Source organism: Pseudomonas kuykendallii (assembly GCF_900106975.1).
GTDB lineage: Bacteria > Pseudomonadota > Gammaproteobacteria > Pseudomonadales > Pseudomonadaceae > Pseudomonas_O > Pseudomonas_O kuykendallii.
On the sequence record NZ_FNNU01000002.1, the window covers coordinates 783586 to 801681 of the forward strand.

At 67.9% G+C, this 18096-nt stretch carries 19 protein-coding genes and 1 pseudogene; 8 read left to right on the top strand and 12 right to left on the bottom strand.

Annotation, left to right across the window (positions count from 1 at the left end):
* The first annotated feature begins 34 nt into the window (after nt 1-34).
* The gene (locus tag BLV15_RS08800; RefSeq protein WP_090226735.1) at nt 35-400 is read left to right on the top strand and encodes a diacylglycerol kinase; all 366 of its coding nucleotides are present in this window, start codon (nt 35-37) and stop codon (nt 398-400) included.
* Here the strand turns inward: BLV15_RS08800 and BLV15_RS08805 are convergent, their stop codons facing one another.
* Complete coding sequence (locus BLV15_RS08805) at nt 401-1327, bottom strand: LysR family transcriptional regulator (RefSeq protein WP_090226738.1); 927 nt, start codon at nt 1325-1327, stop codon at nt 401-403.
* A gap of 118 nt (nt 1328-1445) precedes the next feature.
* Between BLV15_RS08805 and fpr the strand changes: the two genes are divergently transcribed.
* Nucleotides 1446-2222, top strand: coding sequence for a ferredoxin-NADP reductase (gene fpr, locus BLV15_RS08810; RefSeq protein ID WP_090226740.1), 777 nt, complete (start codon nt 1446-1448; stop codon nt 2220-2222).
* Nucleotides 2223-2310: 88 nt separating this feature from the next.
* Here the strand turns inward: fpr and tsaA are convergent, their stop codons facing one another.
* Together tsaA and BLV15_RS08820 are read right to left on the bottom strand one after the other, a co-directional pair.
* A complete protein-coding gene (gene tsaA / locus BLV15_RS08815) occupies nt 2311-2997 on the bottom strand; it encodes a tRNA (N6-threonylcarbamoyladenosine(37)-N6)-methyltransferase TrmO (RefSeq protein ID WP_090226742.1) in 687 nt (228 codons plus the stop codon).
* A gap of 28 nt (nt 2998-3025) precedes the next feature.
* Nucleotides 3026-3220: a hypothetical protein gene (locus BLV15_RS08820; protein ID WP_090226745.1), complete on the bottom strand. Its 195-nt coding sequence runs from the start codon at nt 3218-3220 to the stop codon at nt 3026-3028.
* A gap of 169 nt (nt 3221-3389) precedes the next feature.
* Between BLV15_RS08820 and BLV15_RS08825 the strand changes: the two genes are divergently transcribed.
* From BLV15_RS08825 to BLV15_RS08835, 4 genes are all read left to right on the top strand, one after another.
* Nucleotides 3390-4319 (top strand): hypothetical protein, encoded by a 930-nt coding sequence (locus tag BLV15_RS08825; RefSeq protein ID WP_090226748.1) that lies wholly within the window; start codon nt 3390-3392, stop codon nt 4317-4319.
* 14 nt (nt 4320-4333) lie between these two features.
* Nucleotides 4334-5134 carry an SIR2 family NAD-dependent protein deacylase gene (locus BLV15_RS08830; protein WP_090226750.1) on the top strand — a complete coding sequence of 267 codons (801 nt, stop codon included), beginning with the start codon at nt 4334-4336 and terminating at the stop codon, nt 5132-5134.
* 89 nt (nt 5135-5223) lie between these two features.
* On the top strand, nt 5224-5385 hold the full coding sequence (locus BLV15_RS22080; RefSeq protein WP_175534318.1) for a hypothetical protein: 162 nt from the start codon (nt 5224-5226) through the stop codon (nt 5383-5385).
* Nucleotides 5386-5485: 100 nt separating this feature from the next.
* Nucleotides 5486-5713 carry a hypothetical protein gene (locus BLV15_RS08835; protein WP_090226752.1) on the top strand — a complete coding sequence of 76 codons (228 nt, stop codon included), beginning with the start codon at nt 5486-5488 and terminating at the stop codon, nt 5711-5713.
* Here BLV15_RS08835 and pdeM read toward each other — a convergent pair.
* The 7 genes from pdeM to BLV15_RS08870 form a co-directional block, all read right to left on the bottom strand.
* Nucleotides 5666-6376, bottom strand: a complete 711-nt coding sequence (gene pdeM / locus BLV15_RS08840; RefSeq protein WP_090226754.1) for a ligase-associated DNA damage response endonuclease PdeM — start codon at nt 6374-6376, stop codon at nt 5666-5668. The genes BLV15_RS08835 and pdeM overlap by 48 nt on opposite strands.
* Before the next feature lie 46 nt (nt 6377-6422).
* The gene (locus BLV15_RS08845; RefSeq protein WP_090227436.1) at nt 6423-8990 is read right to left on the bottom strand and encodes a ligase-associated DNA damage response DEXH box helicase; all 2568 of its coding nucleotides are present in this window, start codon (nt 8988-8990) and stop codon (nt 6423-6425) included.
* Nucleotides 8991-9240: 250 nt separating this feature from the next.
* Nucleotides 9241-10983 carry an ATP-dependent DNA ligase gene (locus tag BLV15_RS08850; protein ID WP_090226755.1) on the bottom strand — a complete coding sequence of 581 codons (1743 nt, stop codon included), beginning with the start codon at nt 10981-10983 and terminating at the stop codon, nt 9241-9243.
* Nucleotides 10984-11011: 28 nt separating this feature from the next.
* A complete protein-coding gene (locus BLV15_RS08855) occupies nt 11012-12025 on the bottom strand; it encodes a ligase-associated DNA damage response exonuclease (protein ID WP_090226757.1) in 1014 nt (337 codons plus the stop codon).
* A gap of 113 nt (nt 12026-12138) precedes the next feature.
* Nucleotides 12139-14676: a penicillin acylase family protein gene (locus BLV15_RS08860; protein ID WP_090226759.1), complete on the bottom strand. Its 2538-nt coding sequence runs from the start codon at nt 14674-14676 to the stop codon at nt 12139-12141.
* 227 nt (nt 14677-14903) lie between these two features.
* On the bottom strand, nt 14904-15098 hold the full coding sequence (locus BLV15_RS08865) for an SEC-C metal-binding domain-containing protein (RefSeq protein WP_090226762.1): 195 nt from the start codon (nt 15096-15098) through the stop codon (nt 14904-14906).
* Nucleotides 15099-15104: 6 nt separating this feature from the next.
* Nucleotides 15105-15599 carry an LEA/WHy family protein gene (locus tag BLV15_RS08870; protein WP_090226765.1) on the bottom strand — a complete coding sequence of 165 codons (495 nt, stop codon included), beginning with the start codon at nt 15597-15599 and terminating at the stop codon, nt 15105-15107.
* Nucleotides 15600-15712: 113 nt separating this feature from the next.
* Here BLV15_RS08870 and BLV15_RS08875 point away from each other — a divergent pair, with 113 nt between their 5' ends.
* Complete coding sequence (locus tag BLV15_RS08875; RefSeq protein ID WP_090226769.1) at nt 15713-16255, top strand: hypothetical protein; 543 nt, start codon at nt 15713-15715, stop codon at nt 16253-16255.
* Here BLV15_RS08875 and BLV15_RS08880 read toward each other — a convergent pair whose 3' ends face one another.
* On the bottom strand, nt 16256-16723 hold the full coding sequence (locus BLV15_RS08880) for a YchJ family protein (RefSeq protein ID WP_090226771.1): 468 nt from the start codon (nt 16721-16723) through the stop codon (nt 16256-16258). It lies immediately after the preceding gene.
* Nucleotides 16724-16727: 4 nt separating this feature from the next.
* Nucleotides 16728-17225: a DUF6231 family protein gene (locus tag BLV15_RS08885; protein ID WP_090226773.1), complete on the bottom strand. Its 498-nt coding sequence runs from the start codon at nt 17223-17225 to the stop codon at nt 16728-16730.
* A 424-nt stretch (nt 17226-17649) separates the two neighbouring features.
* On the opposite strand from BLV15_RS08885, the pseudogene BLV15_RS22285 reads away from it, so the two are divergent.
* Nucleotides 17650-18006, top strand: a pseudogene (locus tag BLV15_RS22285) (OmpA family protein); the annotation flags it as partial.
* Nucleotides 18007-18096 lie beyond the last annotated feature (90 nt).

An 18096-nucleotide genomic window follows, 5' to 3' on the forward strand; every position in this document is an offset into this window, starting at 1 on the left:
AGCATCGCCCCTCTCGAACAACGAGGGGCGCAGCATGTCACCGTACAAAGGGCAGGTCGGATTCAAACGCGTCTTCAACGCCACCGGGTATTCCCTGGCCGGGCTGCGTGCCGCCTTCCGCGGCGAGGCGGCGTTCCGCCAGCTGGTGCTACTCAACCTGGTGCTGATTCCGCTCAGCTTGGTCTTCTCGGTCAGCCGCGGCGAACGCGCGATGCTGATCGCCGTGTGCCTGCTGGCGTTGATCGTCGAGCTGTTCAATTCGGCGATCGAGGCGGTGGTCGATCGGATTTCCCTGGAGCGGCACCCCCTGTCCAGGGATGCCAAGGACATGGGCAGCGCCGCCCAGTTCGTCGCGCTGACGATGATCGCCGTGGTCTGGGCGCTGATCCTGCTGGGTTGATCAGGCGATCGGCAGCAGCTGCACCTGGTCGCTGCGCTCCACGCCGGCGGTGAGTTGGCGGCACTGTTCGAGGAACTCGCGCATCGCCGCGGTCTGGTACTTCTGCCGGTGCCAGATGAAATAGAACTGCCGGCGCAGGTCCAGGTCGGGCGTTTCCAGCGCCACCAGACTGCCGCGGCGGAAGGCGTCGCGCAGCGCCAGGCGCGAGATGCAGCCGATGCCCAGGCCTGACTCCACCGCGCGCTTGATCGCCTCGGTGTGCTCCAGCTCCAGGCGCACGTTCAGCTCGGCGAGGTGGGTGCGCAGGGCCTGCTCGAAGGTCAGCCGCGTGCCCGAACCGCTTTCGCGCAGAATCCACGCCTCGGCGGTGAGCTCCGCCAGGCTGGCCCGGCCGCGACCGGCGAGCGGATGGCTGGGCGCGCAGAACACCACCAGTTCGTCCTGCACCCAGGGTTGCACCTCGATGTCCGGATGCCGGCAATCGCCCTCGATCAGGCCGAGATCGAGTTCGTAATGCGCCACCTGCTGCACCACGTTGGCGGTGTTCTGCACCTGCAGCTTCACCCGGCATTCCGGATGGCGCTGCATGAAGCTGCCGATCAGCAGGGTCGCCAGGTAGTTGCCGATGGTCAGGGTCGCGCCCACCGCCAGCGAGCCGAAGCTGCTGCGACCGTCGAGGAGGTTCTCGATCGCCTTGGCCTGGTTGATCAGCGCCATCGCCTGCGGCAACAGCTGATGGCCGAGGGCATTCAGGCTGACGCGCTTGCCAGCGCGGTCGAAGAGCTGGCAGTCGGTCTGCCGCTCCAGCTCGGTCAGCGCGGTACTCGCCGCCGATTGCGAAAGCGCCAGCGATTCGGCCGCACGGGAGACGCTTTCGTGCTGGGCCACGGCGACGAAGATCTGCAATTGCCGGAGAGTAAAACGCATATCTATATAACCGATAACCCTTATCTTGATAATTCATTTAACAGATATTGTGGGCGCGATTAGAATCCCGCGCAATTCTCTGCCCGCCTGGGCGGCTGCTTCTATCTGGAGACCCCGAATGAGCAAGTTGGCGACCGAACGCGTTCTCAGTGTTCATCACTGGAACGACACCCTGTTCAGCTTCAAGGTGACCCGCGATCCGGGGTTGCGCTTCCAGAATGGGCAGTTCGTCATGATCGGTCTCGAAGTCGACGGTCGCCCGCTGCTGCGCGCCTACTCCATCGCCAGCCCGAACTACGAGGAGCATCTCGAGTTCTTCAGCATCAAGGTGCAGGACGGCCCGCTGACCTCGCGCTTGCAGCACCTCAAGGAAGGCGACGAGCTGATCGTCAGCCGCAAGCCCACCGGCACCCTGGTGCTGGACGACCTGCTGCCCGGCAAGCACCTCTATCTGCTCAGCACCGGCACTGGCCTGGCGCCCTTCATGAGCGTGATCCAGGACCCGGAGACCTACGAGCGTTTCGAGAAGGTCATCCTGATCCACGGCGTGCGCTACGTGAACGAAGTGGCCTACGAGCAGTTCATCACCCAGGAACTGCCGGAAAACGAATTCTTCGGCGACGCGGTGCGCGAGAAGCTGATCTATTACCCCACCGTGACCCGCGAGCCCTATCGCAACCAGGGGCGCCTGACCGACCTGATGCGCAGCGGGAAGCTGTTCAGCGACATCGGCCTGCCGCCGATCAACCCGCAGGACGACCGCGCGATGATCTGCGGCAGCCCGAGCATGCTCGACGAGACCAGCGAAGTGCTGAACAGCTTCGGCCTGAAGATTTCCCCGCGCATGGGCGAACCCGGCGACTACCTGATCGAGCGCGCCTTCGTCGAGAAGTGAGTGAGTCGATGTGAAAGAAGCCCGCCTTCCGGCGGGCTTTTTTTGTGGGTGCTTTTCCTGGGGGGCTTGTGAGTCGCCGCCGGGAAACTCAGCTGACCTGCAGCACGCGAATCATCCCGGCCTGCGGGTAGTGCCATTGCACGTCGACGTCCCACAACCGTGCGCCGTAGCGGCGTTCGGGCTCGGGTTGCTGATAGGCCGGGCGCGGGTCCTGCGCCAGGCACTGCTCGATCAGTTCCACCAGCGGCTCGCCCAGGCGCTGCGCGTGCTCGCGGGCTTCCTGCAGCGCCAGGTCGTTCCACTGCACCGGAATCGAGGTCGGCGGCGCCGGCGCGATGCCGTTGCGTGCCTGCGCGACGCTGTCGGCGTAGGGCACGTAGGGCTTGATGTCGAGCACCGGCGTGCCGTCGAGCAGGTCGATGCCGGACAGCCACAGGCGCCCGGTCTCGATCCTGTCCAGCTTGACCACCGACTGACCGATGCCGTTCGGACGGTGCGTGGAGCGGCTGGCGAACACGCCGATCGAGCGGTTGCCGCCCAGGCGCGGCGGGCGAACCTTGAGCCGCGGCTGATCCTCAAGCGCCTGGTGGAAGAGGAACAGCAGCCAGACATGGCTGACCTGCTCCAGGCCGTCCAGAGCCTCGGCCTTGTCGAAGGGCGGCAGCAGTTCCAGCACGCCGCGTGCGGCCGGCGCCAGGTGTGGCTGGCGAGGGATGGCGAACTTCTCCTTGAAACAGGAGTGAACGTAGCCGATGGGAGAAACCTGATAAGACATCGTTGGGGCTCGTCGCGGGTTGCGGTCCTCAGGGCTTGCAGGCCGCATTGCGGAAGGGACCACTGACCCGCTGCCAGTTCGGCGCGGGGCTGTGCTGGGCACAGACGCGTCGCTCGCTGTCGGCGCTCTGCCACCAGTACCAGGGCGCTGGCGCGGCTATCGCGGCGGCGCTCCAGCCGCAGGCAAGAAGCAGCAGGGCGGCGAGGAGGGGGCGTGAACGCATGGCGGGTTCCGGGTTTGAGTAAAGCAGACACGCAGGATAATGGCTGCGGCCAATCGCGCCAACCGCGCGCGGGGAGTTCCCCGCGGAGCACCCCCGCGCACTGCCGCGGCCCCTTGAACTGGTCTAGGATGCGGCGCTGCCCGCCCGATCATTCACGGAAAAAAGTGCCATGCCCGAACTGCCCGATGCGCATCAGGAAGCCTTCGCCCGCCACCTTGCCGACCTCTGGCCGAGCGTCGAGGCGGCGCCGCGGCTGCACGGCTTCCCGATCAGCCGTCATCCGGCCTGGAAGCAGTGGCGCGCGCTGACCGGCCAGGAAGCGAACAGTTGGTGGTGCACCTCCCTTGAGCAGGCGCAGCGGCATTACTCCTGGACGCAGCGCGAGTCCGGCGAGCCGTTCGAGGTGTTGGCCGCCGGTTTGCGCGCTGCGCTGGACGAGGGCGACGAGGCGGGTGCCCGGCATTTCTGCCTGGCGATCTTCACCTGGGGCGGCGTGGCGAAGAAACCGGACGATGGCTCGCGGCTGTGGGTCGAGCGGCAGTTCGCCAATGCCACGCTGTGCCGTCAGATGCTCGCCGCGGTCGCCTTGCTGCAGCCGGGTTCGATGGCGTCGCTGGCGTGTTTCGACGGCGCCGACCTGCTGATGAACGCGGCGATGACCAAGGTCTACGCGGCGGCTTCGCCGGCGTCGCTGATCATCTATGACGGTCGTGTCGGGGCCGCGCTCGGGCTGCTCGCCCGGCGCCTGCTGGCGGCGCAGGGTACGATCGGTGTGCCGGCGTCGCTGGCGTTCCGCTGGGGCGCGGCGCAGACCAGGCCCTACGATTCGCGCAACCCGTCGCAGGCGGGCTATGCGTTCCAGTCGCTCTACCAGCAATCGCGCCGCGCCGAGCGGCATCCCGACCGGCTCTGGGCGGAGCTGGTGCGCGGTAGCTCGACGATGCTGCTGCGTGCGCGCGAGTTGCTGACCGGGCGCGGCATTCGCACGAGCCTGGGCGACTTCGAGCAGGCGCTGTTCATGCTCGGCTTCAACGTGCGCTATCCGCTGCACGACGAACCCCGCGCCGGGGCCCAGCGCCTTCCGGCAACCTGCGCCTGACCAAGGAGCCCAGCATGACCTCGACCTGGCATTTCGATCCCACTCCCGGCGCCGCCAACCGGCTGCCCGAGACCGTGCTGGAAACCGTGCGATCGGCGCAGCGCGCGGTGGTTTTCGGCGGCGCCGGCATGTCCGCGGAAAGCGGTATCGCCACTTTTCGCGATGCCCAGAGCGGCGCGCTCTGGGCACGCTTCGATGCCGAACAGCTGGCCACGCCGGAGGCCTTCCTGCGCGACCCGGAGCGGGTCTGGGGCTGGTACGAATGGCGCCGCATGCAGGTGCTGCAGGCACGCCCGAACGTGGCCCACCGGGCGGTCGTCGAACTGGCGCAGCGCCTGCCCCAATTGCGCGTGATCACGCAGAATGTCGACGACCTGCACGAGCGCGCCGGTAGCCGCGAGGTCCTGCACCTGCACGGCAGCCTGCACCAGGCGCGCTGCTTCGACTGCGCGGCGGCGCACCCGCTGGACGCCCTGCCCGACGAACCGGAAGGCGGGCGCTACCTGGCGCCGCCGCGTTGCCTGTGCTGTGGCGGGCCGGTGCGGCCGGGCGTGGTCTGGTTCGGCGAGAGCCTGGACCCGCACGTGCTGGACGCCGCCTTCGCCGCCGCTGGTGCCTGCGACCTGTTCCTCAGCGTAGGCACGTCGGGGCTGGTGCATCCCGCGGCCCAGTTGCCGGACGTGGCCCGCCAGCAGGGCGCGACGCTGCTGCACGTGAACCCGCAGAGGCCCCAGGGCGTGTCCGGCGAGGACGTCTGCCTGCTTGGCCCCGCCGGGCAGATCCTGCCGCTGCTGCTGCGCCAGGCCTGGGGCTGAGCAGCGCCGTCCGACACCCGGAGGGAATTCGCGAGGCGCTACCGGGTTCTCATGCAATGAGGCCCCATCCATCGTTGGAGGTAGAAATCATGATCAGCCCGCACAGCGAACGCGATCCGCATGCGATTCCCGCGCCCCTGCTGGCCGGTGGCGTTCCCGGCGACCCGGAAGAACCCGGCCTGCCGCCGACGCCCAGCGAACCCGGCGAGCCGACGCTTCCCGACCAGCCGCCGCCGATCCCCGTCGCCTAGACGGGCCGGCCAAGAACGGGCGAACTGTGCGCGGTGGGTGGGTCTAACCCACTCATCACGGTGACCCCGTTCCGAATTTCGCTCATGAGGAGGGCAGCGCATGGCGCAATGGACCATCAGCTATAACAACGACAACAACACTTCGACCCTGGACATCGAGTCCGCCGACAAACCGACCATGGAGCAGGCGGTCCTCGAAGTGCTCGAATGGGCGTCCCGCAACCTCGAACGTGGCGAGTTCGGCGATGGCGAAGAAAGCAGCACCGAGCCCGCCATGCGTCTACTCAACGACTACGGCATCACCATCACCGGCATCGCCGCCCGCTGATCCCTCTCCCGGCAGCGCCCACACGCCGCCGTCGCCCACCAGGTAGAGCCTGGTTCCCGGGGCGGCGGCGACGTCCATTCCGCCGGTGAAAGTGCCGAACGCCGGCAGCACGCTCACGCGTTCGCCAATCTGGAAACACGGCAGCCGCAGGCTGAGCCGACCACGCCCGCGCAGCCGATGCACCGGGTGCAGGTGGCCGGCCAGCACGTGATGGCTGGGATGTGAGTGAGGTTCGTGCTGCAGGGCGAAGGGGCCGAGTAGCAGCGGCTCGGCGACCACCTCGATGTCCAGTTCGGCGGGCGGATCGCCGGCGCGGCGGTCGTGGTTGCCGCGGATCAGCGTCATCTGCAGCGCCGCATGCGCCTGCCGCCACTCGGCCAGCGCGGCGAGGGTGGCCGGGGCATGGGATTCCGGCGCGTGGAGGAAGTCGCCGAGAAAGACGATTCGCCGGCTGGGATAACGCGCCAGCAGCGCGTCGAGACGCGCGAGGTTGGTTTCGGTGCTGCCGTGCGGCACCGGTTGGCCCAGCTTGCGGTAGGCGGCAGCCTTGCCGAAGTGCACATCGGCGATCAGTAGCGCCTGCTGCGCCGGCCAGTGGATCGCCTTGTCGCCGAGCAGCCAGAGTTCGGCGCCGGCGAGGGTGATCGGTAGGTGGTCGGTCATCGCTTACAGCCTTTTCTTCATGCCTGTCGGTCGTTTATGTGGCCGCTCATTCGCCGGCCTTGCGCTTCTTGCGTGGTGTGCCGTCCTTGCGCGAGCGCGGGGTTCGCGGCCGCGCGGTTTCGCGCTCCACCTCGATGCTGTCGCTGCGATAACCGCACGTGCCGGCGGCCTTCTCCAGGTCTTCGACCATGCGGCGGATGCGATCGGCGAGTTTTTCCGAACTCATGCTCTCGCGCATGCGTTCCACCAGCAGCGGAAAGCCCAGCGGCGTCGGCCGCCTCACCGGGCGAATGTCCAGGCGCCGGGTCTGCAGGCGTTGCAGGGTCTGTTCCAGGCGCTGCACGTCCAGCTCCTGGCGCAGCACTTCTTCCTGGGCCTGGCCGAGCAGCAGGTTGTCCGGGTCGTACTGGCGGAACACGTCGAAGAACAGCCCGCTGGACGCCTGCAACTGGCGCGCGCTTTTCTGCGCGCCGGGGCGCCCGGCGAAGACCAGCCCGGCGATGCGGGCGATCTCGCGAAAGCGCCGCCGCGCCAGCTCGCCGGCGTTGAGGCTGCCGAGCACGTCGTGCAGCAGGTCCTCGGTGGCGAACAGCTCCGCCGTCAGCCAGCGCGTCCAGTCGACCTCGGTCGCCGAGAGCAGCTCGAAGCCGTAGTCGTTCACCGCGATGGAGAAGGTCACCGGGGTGCGCCGGGCCAGGCGCCAGGCCAGCAGGCTGGCGAGGCCTAGGTGAACGTGGCGGCCGGCGAAGGGGTAGAGGAACAGGTGCCAGCCCTCGCGCGAGCGCAGCACTTCGGCGAGCAGGCTGGTTTCCGTGGGCAGCGCGGACCAGTCCAGCTGCACCTGCAGCAACGGCTGCACCAGGCGCATCTCGGCGCTGGCGTATTCGCCGCGCGAGGCCGCGCCGAGCTTTTCCACCACCGCGTCCGCCAGCTCGCTGGAAAGCGGCATGCGCCCGCCGTTCCAGCGTGGCACCGCGGCCTTCTTGCCGGTGGCGCGGCGCACGTAGGCGGTCATGTTCTCGACCCGCACCAGTTCCAGCAGGCGACCGGCGAAGAGAAAGCCGTCACCAGGGCGCAGGCGGGCGATGAAACCCTCTTCCACCGAGCCCAGCGAGCCGCCGGCGCCGCCGCGGGTCCAGTATTTCACCGTCAGGCTGGCATCGCTGACGATGGTGCCGATGCTCATCCGGTGGCGCAGCGCCAGGCGCCGGTCGGGCACCTTCCACAAGCCGTCCGCGTCGGGCTCCACGCGCTGGTAGTCGGGGTAGGCCGTCAGTGAGTGGCCACCGTGGCGGACGAAGGCCAGCGCCCAGGCCCATTCGTCGTCGCTCAGGGCTTGGTAGGACCAGGTCTGGCGGACTTCGCACAGCAGTTCGTCAGGCCGAAAACCGCCGCCCAGCGCCATGCTCACCAGGTGCTGGACCAGCACGTCGAGCGGCTTGGCCGGCGCCTCGCGGCCTTCGATGCGCCGCGCGGCGACGGCATCGTGGGCGGCGGCGGCCTCGACCAGCTCCAGCGAATGGGTCGGCACCAGGGTGACCCGCGACGGCCGGCCGGGGGCGTGGCCGGAGCGCCCGGCGCGTTGCATCAGACGCGCCACGCCTTTCGGCGAGCCGATCTGCAGCACCCGTTCCACCGGCAGGAAATCCACCCCGAGGTCGAGACTGGAGGTACAGACCACGGCCTTCAGCGAGCCATCCTTCAGGCTCAGCTCGACCCAGTCTCGCACCTCGCGTGACAGCGAGCCGTGGTGTAGCGCGATCAGGCCGGCCCAGTCCGGGCGCGCCTCGAGGATCGCCTGGTACCAGATTTCCGACTGCGCGCGGGTGTTGGTGAAGACCAGCGAGGTGGCGGCGGATTCGACCTCGGCGACCACCTGCGGGAGCATCCGCAGGCCCAGGTGCCCGGCCCAGGGAAAGCGCTCGATGGCCGGCGGCAGCAGGGTGTCGACGCGCAGTTCCTTGGCCATCTCGCCCTGCACCAGGCGGCCGTCGCCCGGCGCCAGCAGTACCTCCAGCGCGTGGGCCTGATTGCCCAGCGTGGCGGAGAGGCCCCAGACGATCAGCTGCGGATTCCACAGGCGCAGCCGCGCCAGCGCCAATTGCAGCTGCACGCCGCGCTTGTTGCCGAGCAGCTCGTGCCATTCGTCCACCACCAGCATGCGCAGGCCGGCGAAGGTCTGCCGGGCGTCGGCGCGGGTCAGCAGCAGGGTCAGGCTTTCCGGCGTGGTCACCAGCGCGCTGGGCAGGCGGCGACCCTGGCGCGCGCGCTCGGCGCTGCCGGTATCGCCGGTGCGCAGGCCGATGCTCCAGTCGATCTCCAACTCGTCCAGCGGTGCTTGCAGGGCACGCGCGGTGTCGGCGGCGAGGGCGCGCATCGGGGTGATCCAGAGCAGCGTCAGCGGTGCCGCCTTGTCGCCGCGTTTCGCCGGGGCGCTGCGCGGCCTGGCGAAGCGGTTCAGCGCGGCGAACCACACCGCGTAGGTCTTGCCGGCACCGGTGGTGGCGTGCAGCAGGCCGGAGTCGCCCTCCTTCACCGCGCGCCACACGGCCTGCTGGAAGGGAAAGGGCGTCCAGCCCCGAGCGGCGAACCAGCGCGCGCCGAGGCCGCTCATGCCGCACGCTTCGCGGTGCCGGTGCGCGCGGCGCACCCTACGGTTTTCGTGTGCAACGCGGCCCCGGCTCCCGTAGGGTGCGCCATGCGCACCGTAAGCAGATTCAACCGGGCGGGCGGCCTCACCCGAGCCGCTTCCGCTGGCTTGCCGGTGCGCGCGGCGCACCCTACGGTTTTGGTGGGCAACGCGGCCCCGGCTCCCGTAGGGTGCGCCATGCGCACCGTGGGCGGATTCAACCGGGAGGGCCGCCTCACCCGAGCAGCTCCCGCAGGCTTTCCAGGGTGTCGGCATCGTCCACCGGCTTGTCGTGGCGCCAGCGCAGCATGCGCGGGAAGCGCACGGCAATGCCGCTCTTGTGCCGGCTGCTGGCGGCGATGCCCTCGAAGCCGAGCTCGAAGACCAGGCTCGGGGTGACGCTGCGCACCGGGCCGAACTTCTCCACGGTGGTCTTGCGCACGATGGCGTCGACCTTGCGCATTTCCTCGTCGGTGAGGCCCGAGTAGGCCTTGGCGAAGGGCACCAGCTTGCGTTCGGGATCGCCCGGCGCGCCCTCCCAGACGGCGAAGGTGAAGTCGGTGTAGAGGCTGGCGCGACGGCCGTGGCCGCGCTGGGCGTAGATCAGCACCGCGTCCACCGAATAGGGGTCGACCTTCCACTTCCACCAGGTGCCGACGTCCTTGGTGCGGCCCACGCCGTACTGGCCGTCGCGGGCCTTGAGCATCATGCCTTCGACGCCCAGCTCGCGTGAGGCTTCGCGCTGGCGCGCCAGGTCGGCCCAGTCGCGGGCTTCGAGGCGCGGCGAGAGCATCAGTACCTCCGGGCCGGCGGGCAGGCCGTCGAGCAGATCGCCCGCGGTGGTTTCGGCGACCAGCGCTTCGAGCTGCGCGCGACGCTGCTGCTGCGGATGCTGGCGCCAGTCCTCGCCGCGCCATTCCAGCAGGTCGTAGGCGAGCAGCGCTACCGGCGCCTGTTCCAGCACCTTGGCGGTCAGCGTCTTGCGGCCGATGCGTTGCTGCAGCAGGGCGAAGGGTTGCACGGCGAAGCGTTTCAGCGCCTCGCTGCCGGCCGTCGCGGTATCGACCGGCGCGCGCTCGGTGAGGGCCTCGGGCGCGCCTTTCCAGACCACGATCTCGCCGTCGATCACGCAGCCGTCGGGCAGGCGCGCGGCCAGCGCCTGCAGTTCGGGAAAACGCTCGGTCACCAGTTCCTCGCCGCGCGACCAGACCCACAGCTGGCCGTCGCGCTTGACCAGTTGCGCGCGGATGCCGTCCCACTTCCATTCCACCAGCCAGTCCGCCGGCGCGCCGAGCTGGGCGTCGAACTCTTCCAGCGGAAGTTGCAGCGGGTGGGCGAGGAAGAACGGATACGGCTGGCCGCCGCGCTGCGCGTGCTCGTCGGTGGATTCGGCGGCGATCAGCGCGCGATAACCTTCGGCGCTCGGTCGGTGCGACAGATCGGTGTAGCCGACCAGCCGTTGCGCCACGCGCTTGGGGTCGAGGCCGCCGACGCTGGCCAGCGCGCGGGTCACCAGCAGTTTGGAGACGCCAACGCGGAAGGCGCCGGTGATCAGCTTGATGCAGACCATCAGGCTGCGCCGGTCGAGCTGCGCCCAGAGCCGCGGCAGGCGCTCGGCCAGCGCTTCCGGCGGCAGGCCGCGCAGCGGCAGCAGCTTGTCCTGCATCCACGCGGCGAGCCCTTCGTCGGAGCTGTGCGGCGATTCCGGCAGCAGCAGCGAAATGGTTTCGGCGAGGTCGCCGACCGCCTGGTAGCTCTCCTCGAACAGCCATTCCGGCAGCGCCGCCGCCTGCATCGCGGTCTCGCGCAGCAGCCGGCTCGGCACCAGTTGGCGTGGCCGCCCGCCGGCGAGAAAGTACACGGCCCAGGCGGCATCGGCGGCGGGCACCTGCTGGAAGTAGAACTGCATGGCGGCGAGCTTGGCATTGCTCGAGGTGGTGGCGTCGAGCCGCGCGTAGAGGTCGGCGAAGGCTTTCATCGGCGCGATTCCGCCGTGGCGCGGGCCTTCATGTCGGCTCCGCCGCGCTGTCGTCTTCCTCGCCGTACTCGGTCTCGAAGCCCTGGGCGTCGAGGCCCTTCTGTTCGCGCAGGTAGCGCACCAGGACCGCCACCGAGCCGTGGGTGACCATCACCCGTTCGGCGCCGGTCTGCTCGATGGCCCACAGCAGGCCGGGCCAGTCGGCATGGTCGGAGAGCACGAAGCCACGGTCCACGCCGCGCCTGCGGCGGGTGCCGCGCAGCATCATCCAGCCGCTGGCGAAGGCATCGGAATAGTCGCCGAAGCGGCGCATCCAGGTGCTGCCGCCGGCCGAGGGCGGAGCGAGGACAATGGCCTGGCGCAGGCGCGGGTCGTTCTTCTTCAGGTCGCCGGCGTAGAGCGTTTCCGGGATGCGGATGCCGGCCTCGCGATAGACCCGGTTGAGCGGTTCCACCGAGCCGTGGGCGACGATCTGGCCGATGCTCTCGTCCAGCCCGTGGAGAATCCGCTGGGCCTTGCCGAACGCGTAGCAGAACAGTACCGAAGGGCGTCCGGCGGCGGCGTTGGCGCGCCACCAGTCGTTGACCTCGGTGAAGATTTCCGCCTGCGGTTGCCAGCGGTAGATCGGCAGGCCGAAGGTCGATTCGGTGATGAAGGTGTGGCAGCGCACCGGCTCGAAGGGCACGCAGGTGCCATCCGGTTCGACCTTGTAGTCACCCGAGGCGACCCAGACTTCGCCGCGGTATTCCAGGCGCACCTGCGCCGAGCCGAGCACGTGGCCGGCAGGGTGGAAGCTCAGGGTGACGCCGTGGTGTTCGAGGCGCTCGCCGTAGGCCAGGGTCTGCAACGGCATGTCCGCGGCGATGCGCGAGCGCAGTACGCCTGCGCTGTCCGCGGCGGCCAGGTAATGGCCCATGCCCCAGCGCGCGTGGTCGCCGTGGGCGTGGGTGATCACCGCGCGTTCCACCGGGCGCCAGGGGTCGATGTAGAAGTCGCCGGGTGGGCAGTAGAGTCCTTCGGGGCGGGCGATGACGAGGTCCATGGGGCTCTGCGCTGACGGGCTTGTCAGTTTGGAGCGACGGCAACGCGGCGAAGTTCGCCGCCTTGACCGGCGGCGCACCCGGCGAAACGGGTGCGCACGCCGTCATCCGCGGATCATTTCGCCGGCAGCAGGTACAGGCGTTTGTTGCCGTAGGCGCGGTCGAGGTTTTCCGCCTTGAACGGGAAGGTCTGGTACTGCGCCTTGAGCCAGGCGTCGATGCCGTCCGCGTAGTTCTTGCTGGCCGGGTTGCCGGATTGCCCGGAGCTGTTCACGCCCATCAGCGGCTCGTCGCGACCGAAGTCGACGACGATGCGCATGGCCGGCACCAGCCAGGTGTCGAAACCCTCGCCCCAGTGGTAGGCGGAGACGTTCAGCGTACTGTGGTCGCCGCCGGCCATGTACGGGCCGCGGTCCAGATATCCCTTGATCGCGTCGATCTTGGCGCGCTCGCCGGCGGCCATGTGCGGCGCCATCTTGCTGGCGTCGCTGGCAAAGGTGTAGGTGTGCAGCTTGCCCCACTGCCAGGCGCTGCGGTCGCTGCCGAGCTTGCTTTCGCTGAAGGTGACGGCGGCGGCCAGGCTGCGCGCGAGGATCGCTGGCTTGTCTTCCTTTTGCGGCGTGTTGACGTCATCCCAGAACGGACTGTCGACACGGCCGAGCAGATGGTCGGCCTGCGCCGAGTAGGAGGTGTCGGCGGTCTGCACCAGGGCTTTCCAGGCCGGGCTGGTCTCCGGGCCGAGTTCGTCGAGGAAGGTCTGCCGCGCGCTTTCGTAGAGGAAGGCCTCGTACAGCGCGGCGTCGGGCGAATTCGCCGCCAGCTTGCCGTCGAAGGCGCGCAGGCGATCCAGCGCCTCGCGCGCCTTGCCGCGCTGGTCGGCGGGCAGGGCGTCGATGGCTTTCTTCAGCGGTCCGGCCATCAGCGGCTCGTCGAACATCGCCTTGAGCTTGGCGGCGAACGGCGTGGTCTGGTCGTACTGCATGGCGACCATGCCCTGCGCGTCCTGCTTGCCGCGCCCGGCGAGTTCGGCGATGCGCTCGGCGCGCTCCGGGTAGTACCAGGAGTTCGACAGCTGCACGCCGTAGCCGCCCTGCACGGTGCGGTTGTTGGCGGTGCCCAGCCAGCCCTGCGGCGGGTCCTGGTCATAGGGGAAGAGCATCGAGTCGGCGTAGCCGTCCCAGCCGTAGCGGTCGTCCCAGCCCGGCGAGGGCATCAGGCCGCGGCCCAGGCGGCGGTTCGGGTAGCGCCCGGTGACCTGCCAGCCGATGTGCTCGGCGTCGGCGAAGACGATGTTCAGCGCCATCGCCTGCACGCCGCGGGTGATGTCGAACGCCTGCTCCACCGACTTGGCGCGCGACAGGTCGAAGAACGCATCGAGGGTCTTGTCACCGTCAGGCTGGATGCTCTTGAGCGCCAGCCCGTAGCCGCTGGAGAGCTGCAGCGGTTGCAGCGGGGTCTTGCGCTCGCCCAGCACGCTGTTCAGCAGCGGACCGTTGCGGGTCTCGTAGATGGTTTCGCGGATCGGCTTCTGGCCTTTGACGAAGAAGGTCTCGCTGCGCTCGCGCGCCGGCTGCCACTTGCCGTTGACCTGGTAATAGAGGCGACCGCCTTCCTTCTTCACCTTCTCCAGGAACAGGTCCTGGTTGTCGCCCATGACCATGGTCATGCCCCACGCCAGCTTGCCGTTGAAGCCGGCGACCACGGCCGGCACGCCAGCGATGGACACCCCGGCGGCGTTGTACTTGGGTGAGCGGATCTGCACGAAATTCCACAGCGACGGCATCGACAGCGGCAGGTGCGTGTCGTTGGCCAGCAGGCTCTTGCCGCTGCGACTCTTGTACGGCGCGATCGCCCAGTTGTTGGAGGCGGCGACGCCGAGCATGTTCAGGCTGGCGACCTGCGCGGCGGCGGAGTCCACGGCGGCGAGGCCGGGAATCTGACCTCCGAGGTTGAGGCCCTTGAGCTTGTCCGCTTCGTCGAACGGCAGCGGCTCGTCCGGGTAGGTCGGCAGCAGCCAGGCCAGCTTGTCGCTGCCGACCTTCTGCGCCAGCACCAGCGAATCGATTTCTTCCTGCAGGTTCACCGCCAGGCCGAAGTTCAGCAGGCAGAACACCAGCACCGAGTCCTCCGGTTTCCAGTAAGCCGGTTTGTAGCCGGATTCGGCGAGGTCCATCGGCAGCTTGTCGCGGTAGCGATAGAGGTAGGCATTGACCCCGCGCGAATACACCTCGAAGAACTGCTTGAGGCGCGGCGAGGCGTTCTTGTAGAGCACCTCGGCGCTGGCGCGCAGGTTCACCGCGCGCATGAAGCGGTCGATCTCCAGCGCGCCGGGGCCGGCCATCTCCGACAGCCGTCCTTCGGCCATCAGACGCATGCCGACCATCTGGCTCAGGCGGTCGCTGGCGTGCACGTAGCCCAGCGCGAACAGCGCGTCGTGGAAGTTGCCGCTCTCGATCAGCGGCATGCCCAGCGGGTTGCGCCGCACCACCGCGCTTTCCGCCACGCCCTTGATGCGCAGCACGCCCTGGTCGGGCGCCACGCTGTCGGCGTAGCGGCTGTCGAGCAGGGACTGGCAACCGGCGAGGCCGAGCAGGGCACCGAAGCCCAGGCCAAGGGACACACCGGTCAGCGGACGGAACAGGCGAAAGCGCATGCGAAAAGCCTCTTGCAGCGAAGACGATAGGAAGAGGTGAGGGGCGACCTGGGTTTCGGCCAGCCTAGCAAAGGCGCTGGCGACCGGCGCGGCAACGCGCCGCGAAGGCGAGCTAAGGTAGTGAGCGACGCGGCGGCTGGCAAGGGGTGCACGGGGGCAAATTCAAAGACGTTCGGGCGGGGCTGTAACCGGGCGGGCAGCCGGGGCGCCGGCTGCCCGAAAGCGCCTCAGGCGCCGTGGCACTTCTTGAATTTCTTCTCGCTGCCGCAGGGGCACGGATCGTTGCGACCGACGTCCTTCAGCGGGTTGCGCAGCGGTTCCTGGTGCGCGTGGCCGCAGTCGGGACCGTGTACGTGGTGGTGATGCTCATGGTCATGCTCGTGATTGCAATCGGGACCATGGACATGCGGTTCTTGGGACATGGAAAGCTACTCCGGTAGGTAATCGCCCGGGATTATCTCGCCTATGCGCAGAACCTGCACGTTGCGGGAGAACATTCCGGTCTTCACCTCGCCCTTGAGGCGGTAGCGGATCGGCGCATCGGGCTCCTCGAGCATCTTCACCATGCCCTTGACGTGCCGCCAGAGGTTGGTGCGCACCGGGATCTCGAAGGTCTCGTGACCATGCGCGGGCACGCTGACGTGCTTGTTGAACTCGCCCTCGGTGAGCGGGATGTCGTTCAGGTAGATGTCGTAGATGAGGCCGCGCACCGACAGGCGAACGTCGTTCGGGTTGTCGATCCTGAAGCGCAGCGTGAAGCGTTGCTCCAGCAGGCGCGCCTTGACCACCTCGACCTTGACCAGGCGGACCTCGGGGTCCTTCAGGTGGCTGGTGAACCAGGTCGAGCAACCCACCTGACTGGCGCTCAGGGCGAGCAGTGCCAGAAGGCCGAGAATTCTTGCTAGGTAAACCTGGGGAAACATGCCGGTACTCCGATTGACGGCTGAGTGTAACAAGCAACTGCTTGGCGGCAATCGGTTGTGGAGGGAAAAAAAGCTGCGCCATACTGGAAACGGTTTTTACAGGAGTTTCACCCATGAGGCTTTACGAGATCGCTTTCAGCGGCCGATTGATGCCCGGCGCACAGCCCGATGCGGTCAAGGCCAACCTGGCGCGTCTGTTCCAGGCCGACGCGCAACGCATCGCGTTGCTCTTCTCCGGTCGGCGCATGGTGATCAAGAACAACCTCGACGAAGCGGCGGCGGAAAAGTACCGCGTCGCGCTGGAGCGAGCCGGCGCGCTGGCCGAAGTCAGCTCGATGGAGGTGGACGTCGAGGAAGTCGAAATGGCGCCACCTCCGCCGATGCCGGCCGCCGAGCCACCGGCTGAGTCCACGCCGGCGCGCCGGCTGCAGGTGGCACCTCGCGACGAGTACATGGCGGCCTTCGTCGACGTCGAGGCGCCGGATTTCGGTATCGCGCCCATCGGTGCGGACCTGCAGGACCGCAAGCCCGAACCGCAGGCGCCGGCGGTCGACCTCTCCGCGCTCAGCTTGGCACCGGTCGGCAGCGACATGGGACAAGCCAAGGCAGCGCCCGCCGCTCCAGCCCCGGATGTCTCGCACATCAGGCTGATGTAATCAGAAGAAACCTGCACAGCACTTCTTGAATTTCTGCCCGCTGGCACAGGGGCAGGGATCGTTTCGTCCCGTGTTCAGCGGCACGCCCGGGTCGATGAAGTACCAATGACCGGCGTTCTGCACGAACGCCGAGCGCTCCTGCTGGGCGTGCTCGCCCTGGCCGTCGTGCCAGCGCGCGACGAACGTCACGAAGGCATGTTCGGGCTGGCCGCCGAGCACCTCGCTGCTTTCCACCTGCAGACCCAGCCAGGTGCTTTGCGCGCTCCAGGCCGCCATCGCGCCGCGGTCCAGCGCCGACTGCTGGGCGGGGAGGGTGGTCGCGACGAGGTAATCGATCAGCCCGAGCACATAGGCGCTGTAGCGACTGCGCATCAACTGCTCGGCGCTCGGCGCCGGCGTTCCGCCGTGGTAACGACCGCAACATTCGATCAGCAGGCTGCCGCTGCCGCAGGGACAACTGGGACTCATGGCTTCACCACCAGTATTTGCCGAAGTTTTCCGGGTTGGCCCAGAACCGGGCGTTCAGCCAGTCCGGGACCTGCTTGTAATCATGGAGATCATAGGTGAACAGGGTCAGAACCTGCTCGTCGCGGCGGAAACGTTCGCGGGCCTGCATCCCCAGCGAATAGAAGTCGGTGGCCTGCCAGTCGCAGGCGGCCAGGTCGACCAGCACGGCCAGCCGATGGGCGTTCAGGTTGCGGATGCCGCCGAGCAGTTCCAGGCCGCTGCGTTTGGGCAGATGTTCGAGGCAATCGGCGACCACCGCCAGTGCATAGCGCTGCGCTGCGATGGCCGCCGGTAGCGGGCCGGGGGCCACATAATCTATCTGGCAGCTCGGGTGCGTATCGCGGTAGGCTTGCAGCGCTGGCAGATCGCTGGCGCCAGCCAACAGCAGGCGTTCAGGGACCTGGCTTTCCAGTAATGCAGCCAGGGCTTGTTGGGGTGTTCGTTGCGAAAAGCTTTCCGTCATTGGGGAACCTCAGCGTGAAGCAGAGAGACTAACGTCTCGAACCCTCATGGCACAGGGCCAGTCGCCCACGCCTGGCGGACTTATAAAAGCGTTGCCATCCAAAGTGTCGGCATACGATCCGATTCTTCCAAGGAGACTTCACATGAGCATGTTAAGGAAAGCTGTACCGCTGGTTCTGATTTCCGGCGTTCTGACCGGTTGTGCCGGTGTACAGAAATCCGACTGGCCGATGTGCGCGGCTGTCGGCGGCGTCACCGGTGCCGCTCTGGGCGCCATCGAAAGCAGCGCTTACGCTGGTTGGGGCGTGCTGGTAGGCGGCGCTACCGCTGCAGCCTACTGCTGGGTTCACGGTCAGGGTGAAGAAACCGTCGCCTACGTCGAAGAGACGCCGGCTCCGGCACCCGCTCCGGCTCCGGAACCGGCCGCTGAAGCCGTTCGCGTCGAACTCGACGTGAAATTCGACTTCGACAAGGCCACCGTGAAATCGGAAAGCCTGGGCGATATCCAGAACCTGGCTGACTTCATGAAGCAGTATCCGCAGACCACCACCGTTGTTGAAGGCCACACCGACTCCGTCGGCACCGACGCCTACAACCAGAAACTGTCCGAGCGCCGCGCCAGTGCCGTTCGTGACGTTCTGGTCAACAAGCTGGGTGTCTCGGGCGCTCGTGTCGAGTCCGTTGGCTACGGCGAGTCGCGTCCGGTTGCCGACAACGCAACCGACGCCGGTCGTGCCATCAACCGTCGCGTTGAAGCCGCAGTGGAAGCCGAAGCCAAGTAATCTTGCGCCGAGGCCACGCCGGCCAAGGTCGGCGTTCCACGAAAAACCCGCTTCGGCGGGTTTTTTTATGCTCGGGCAATGCCTTCGTCG

Bases quoted from the DNA above. Each gene is read 5' to 3' on its own strand.
- BLV15_RS08860 (WP_090226759.1), bottom strand. From the start codon at position 14,676: ATGCGCTTTCGCCTGTTCCGTCCGCTGACCGGTGTGTCCCTTGGCCTG.
- BLV15_RS08875 (WP_090226769.1), top strand. From the start codon at position 15,713: ATGAGGCTTTACGAGATCGCTTTCAGCGGCCGATTGATGCCCGGCGCA.
- BLV15_RS08850 (WP_090226755.1), bottom strand. From the start codon at position 10,983: ATGAAAGCCTTCGCCGACCTCTACGCGCGGCTCGACGCCACCACCTCG.
- fpr (WP_090226740.1), top strand. From the start codon at position 1,446: ATGAGCAAGTTGGCGACCGAACGCGTTCTCAGTGTTCATCACTGGAAC.
- pdeM (WP_090226754.1), bottom strand. From the start codon at position 6,376: ATGACCGACCACCTACCGATCACCCTCGCCGGCGCCGAACTCTGGCTG.
- BLV15_RS08825 (WP_090226748.1), top strand. From the start codon at position 3,390: ATGCCCGAACTGCCCGATGCGCATCAGGAAGCCTTCGCCCGCCACCTT.
- BLV15_RS08885 (WP_090226773.1), bottom strand. From the start codon at position 17,225: ATGACGGAAAGCTTTTCGCAACGAACACCCCAACAAGCCCTGGCTGCA.
- BLV15_RS08865 (WP_090226762.1), bottom strand. From the start codon at position 15,098: ATGTCCCAAGAACCGCATGTCCATGGTCCCGATTGCAATCACGAGCAT.
- tsaA (WP_090226742.1), bottom strand. From the start codon at position 2,997: ATGTCTTATCAGGTTTCTCCCATCGGCTACGTTCACTCCTGTTTCAAG.
- BLV15_RS22080 (WP_175534318.1), top strand. From the start codon at position 5,224: ATGATCAGCCCGCACAGCGAACGCGATCCGCATGCGATTCCCGCGCCC.
- BLV15_RS08820 (WP_090226745.1), bottom strand. From the start codon at position 3,220: ATGCGTTCACGCCCCCTCCTCGCCGCCCTGCTGCTTCTTGCCTGCGGC.
- BLV15_RS08855 (WP_090226757.1), bottom strand. From the start codon at position 12,025: ATGGACCTCGTCATCGCCCGCCCCGAAGGACTCTACTGCCCACCCGGC.
- BLV15_RS08830 (WP_090226750.1), top strand. From the start codon at position 4,334: ATGACCTCGACCTGGCATTTCGATCCCACTCCCGGCGCCGCCAACCGG.
- BLV15_RS08845 (WP_090227436.1), bottom strand. From the start codon at position 8,990: ATGAGCGGCCTCGGCGCGCGCTGGTTCGCCGCTCGGGGCTGGACGCCC.
- BLV15_RS08880 (WP_090226771.1), bottom strand. From the start codon at position 16,723: ATGAGTCCCAGTTGTCCCTGCGGCAGCGGCAGCCTGCTGATCGAATGT.
- BLV15_RS08870 (WP_090226765.1), bottom strand. From the start codon at position 15,599: ATGTTTCCCCAGGTTTACCTAGCAAGAATTCTCGGCCTTCTGGCACTG.
- BLV15_RS08835 (WP_090226752.1), top strand. From the start codon at position 5,486: ATGGCGCAATGGACCATCAGCTATAACAACGACAACAACACTTCGACC.
- BLV15_RS08805 (WP_090226738.1), bottom strand. From the start codon at position 1,327: ATGCGTTTTACTCTCCGGCAATTGCAGATCTTCGTCGCCGTGGCCCAG.
- BLV15_RS08800 (WP_090226735.1), top strand. From the start codon at position 35: ATGTCACCGTACAAAGGGCAGGTCGGATTCAAACGCGTCTTCAACGCC.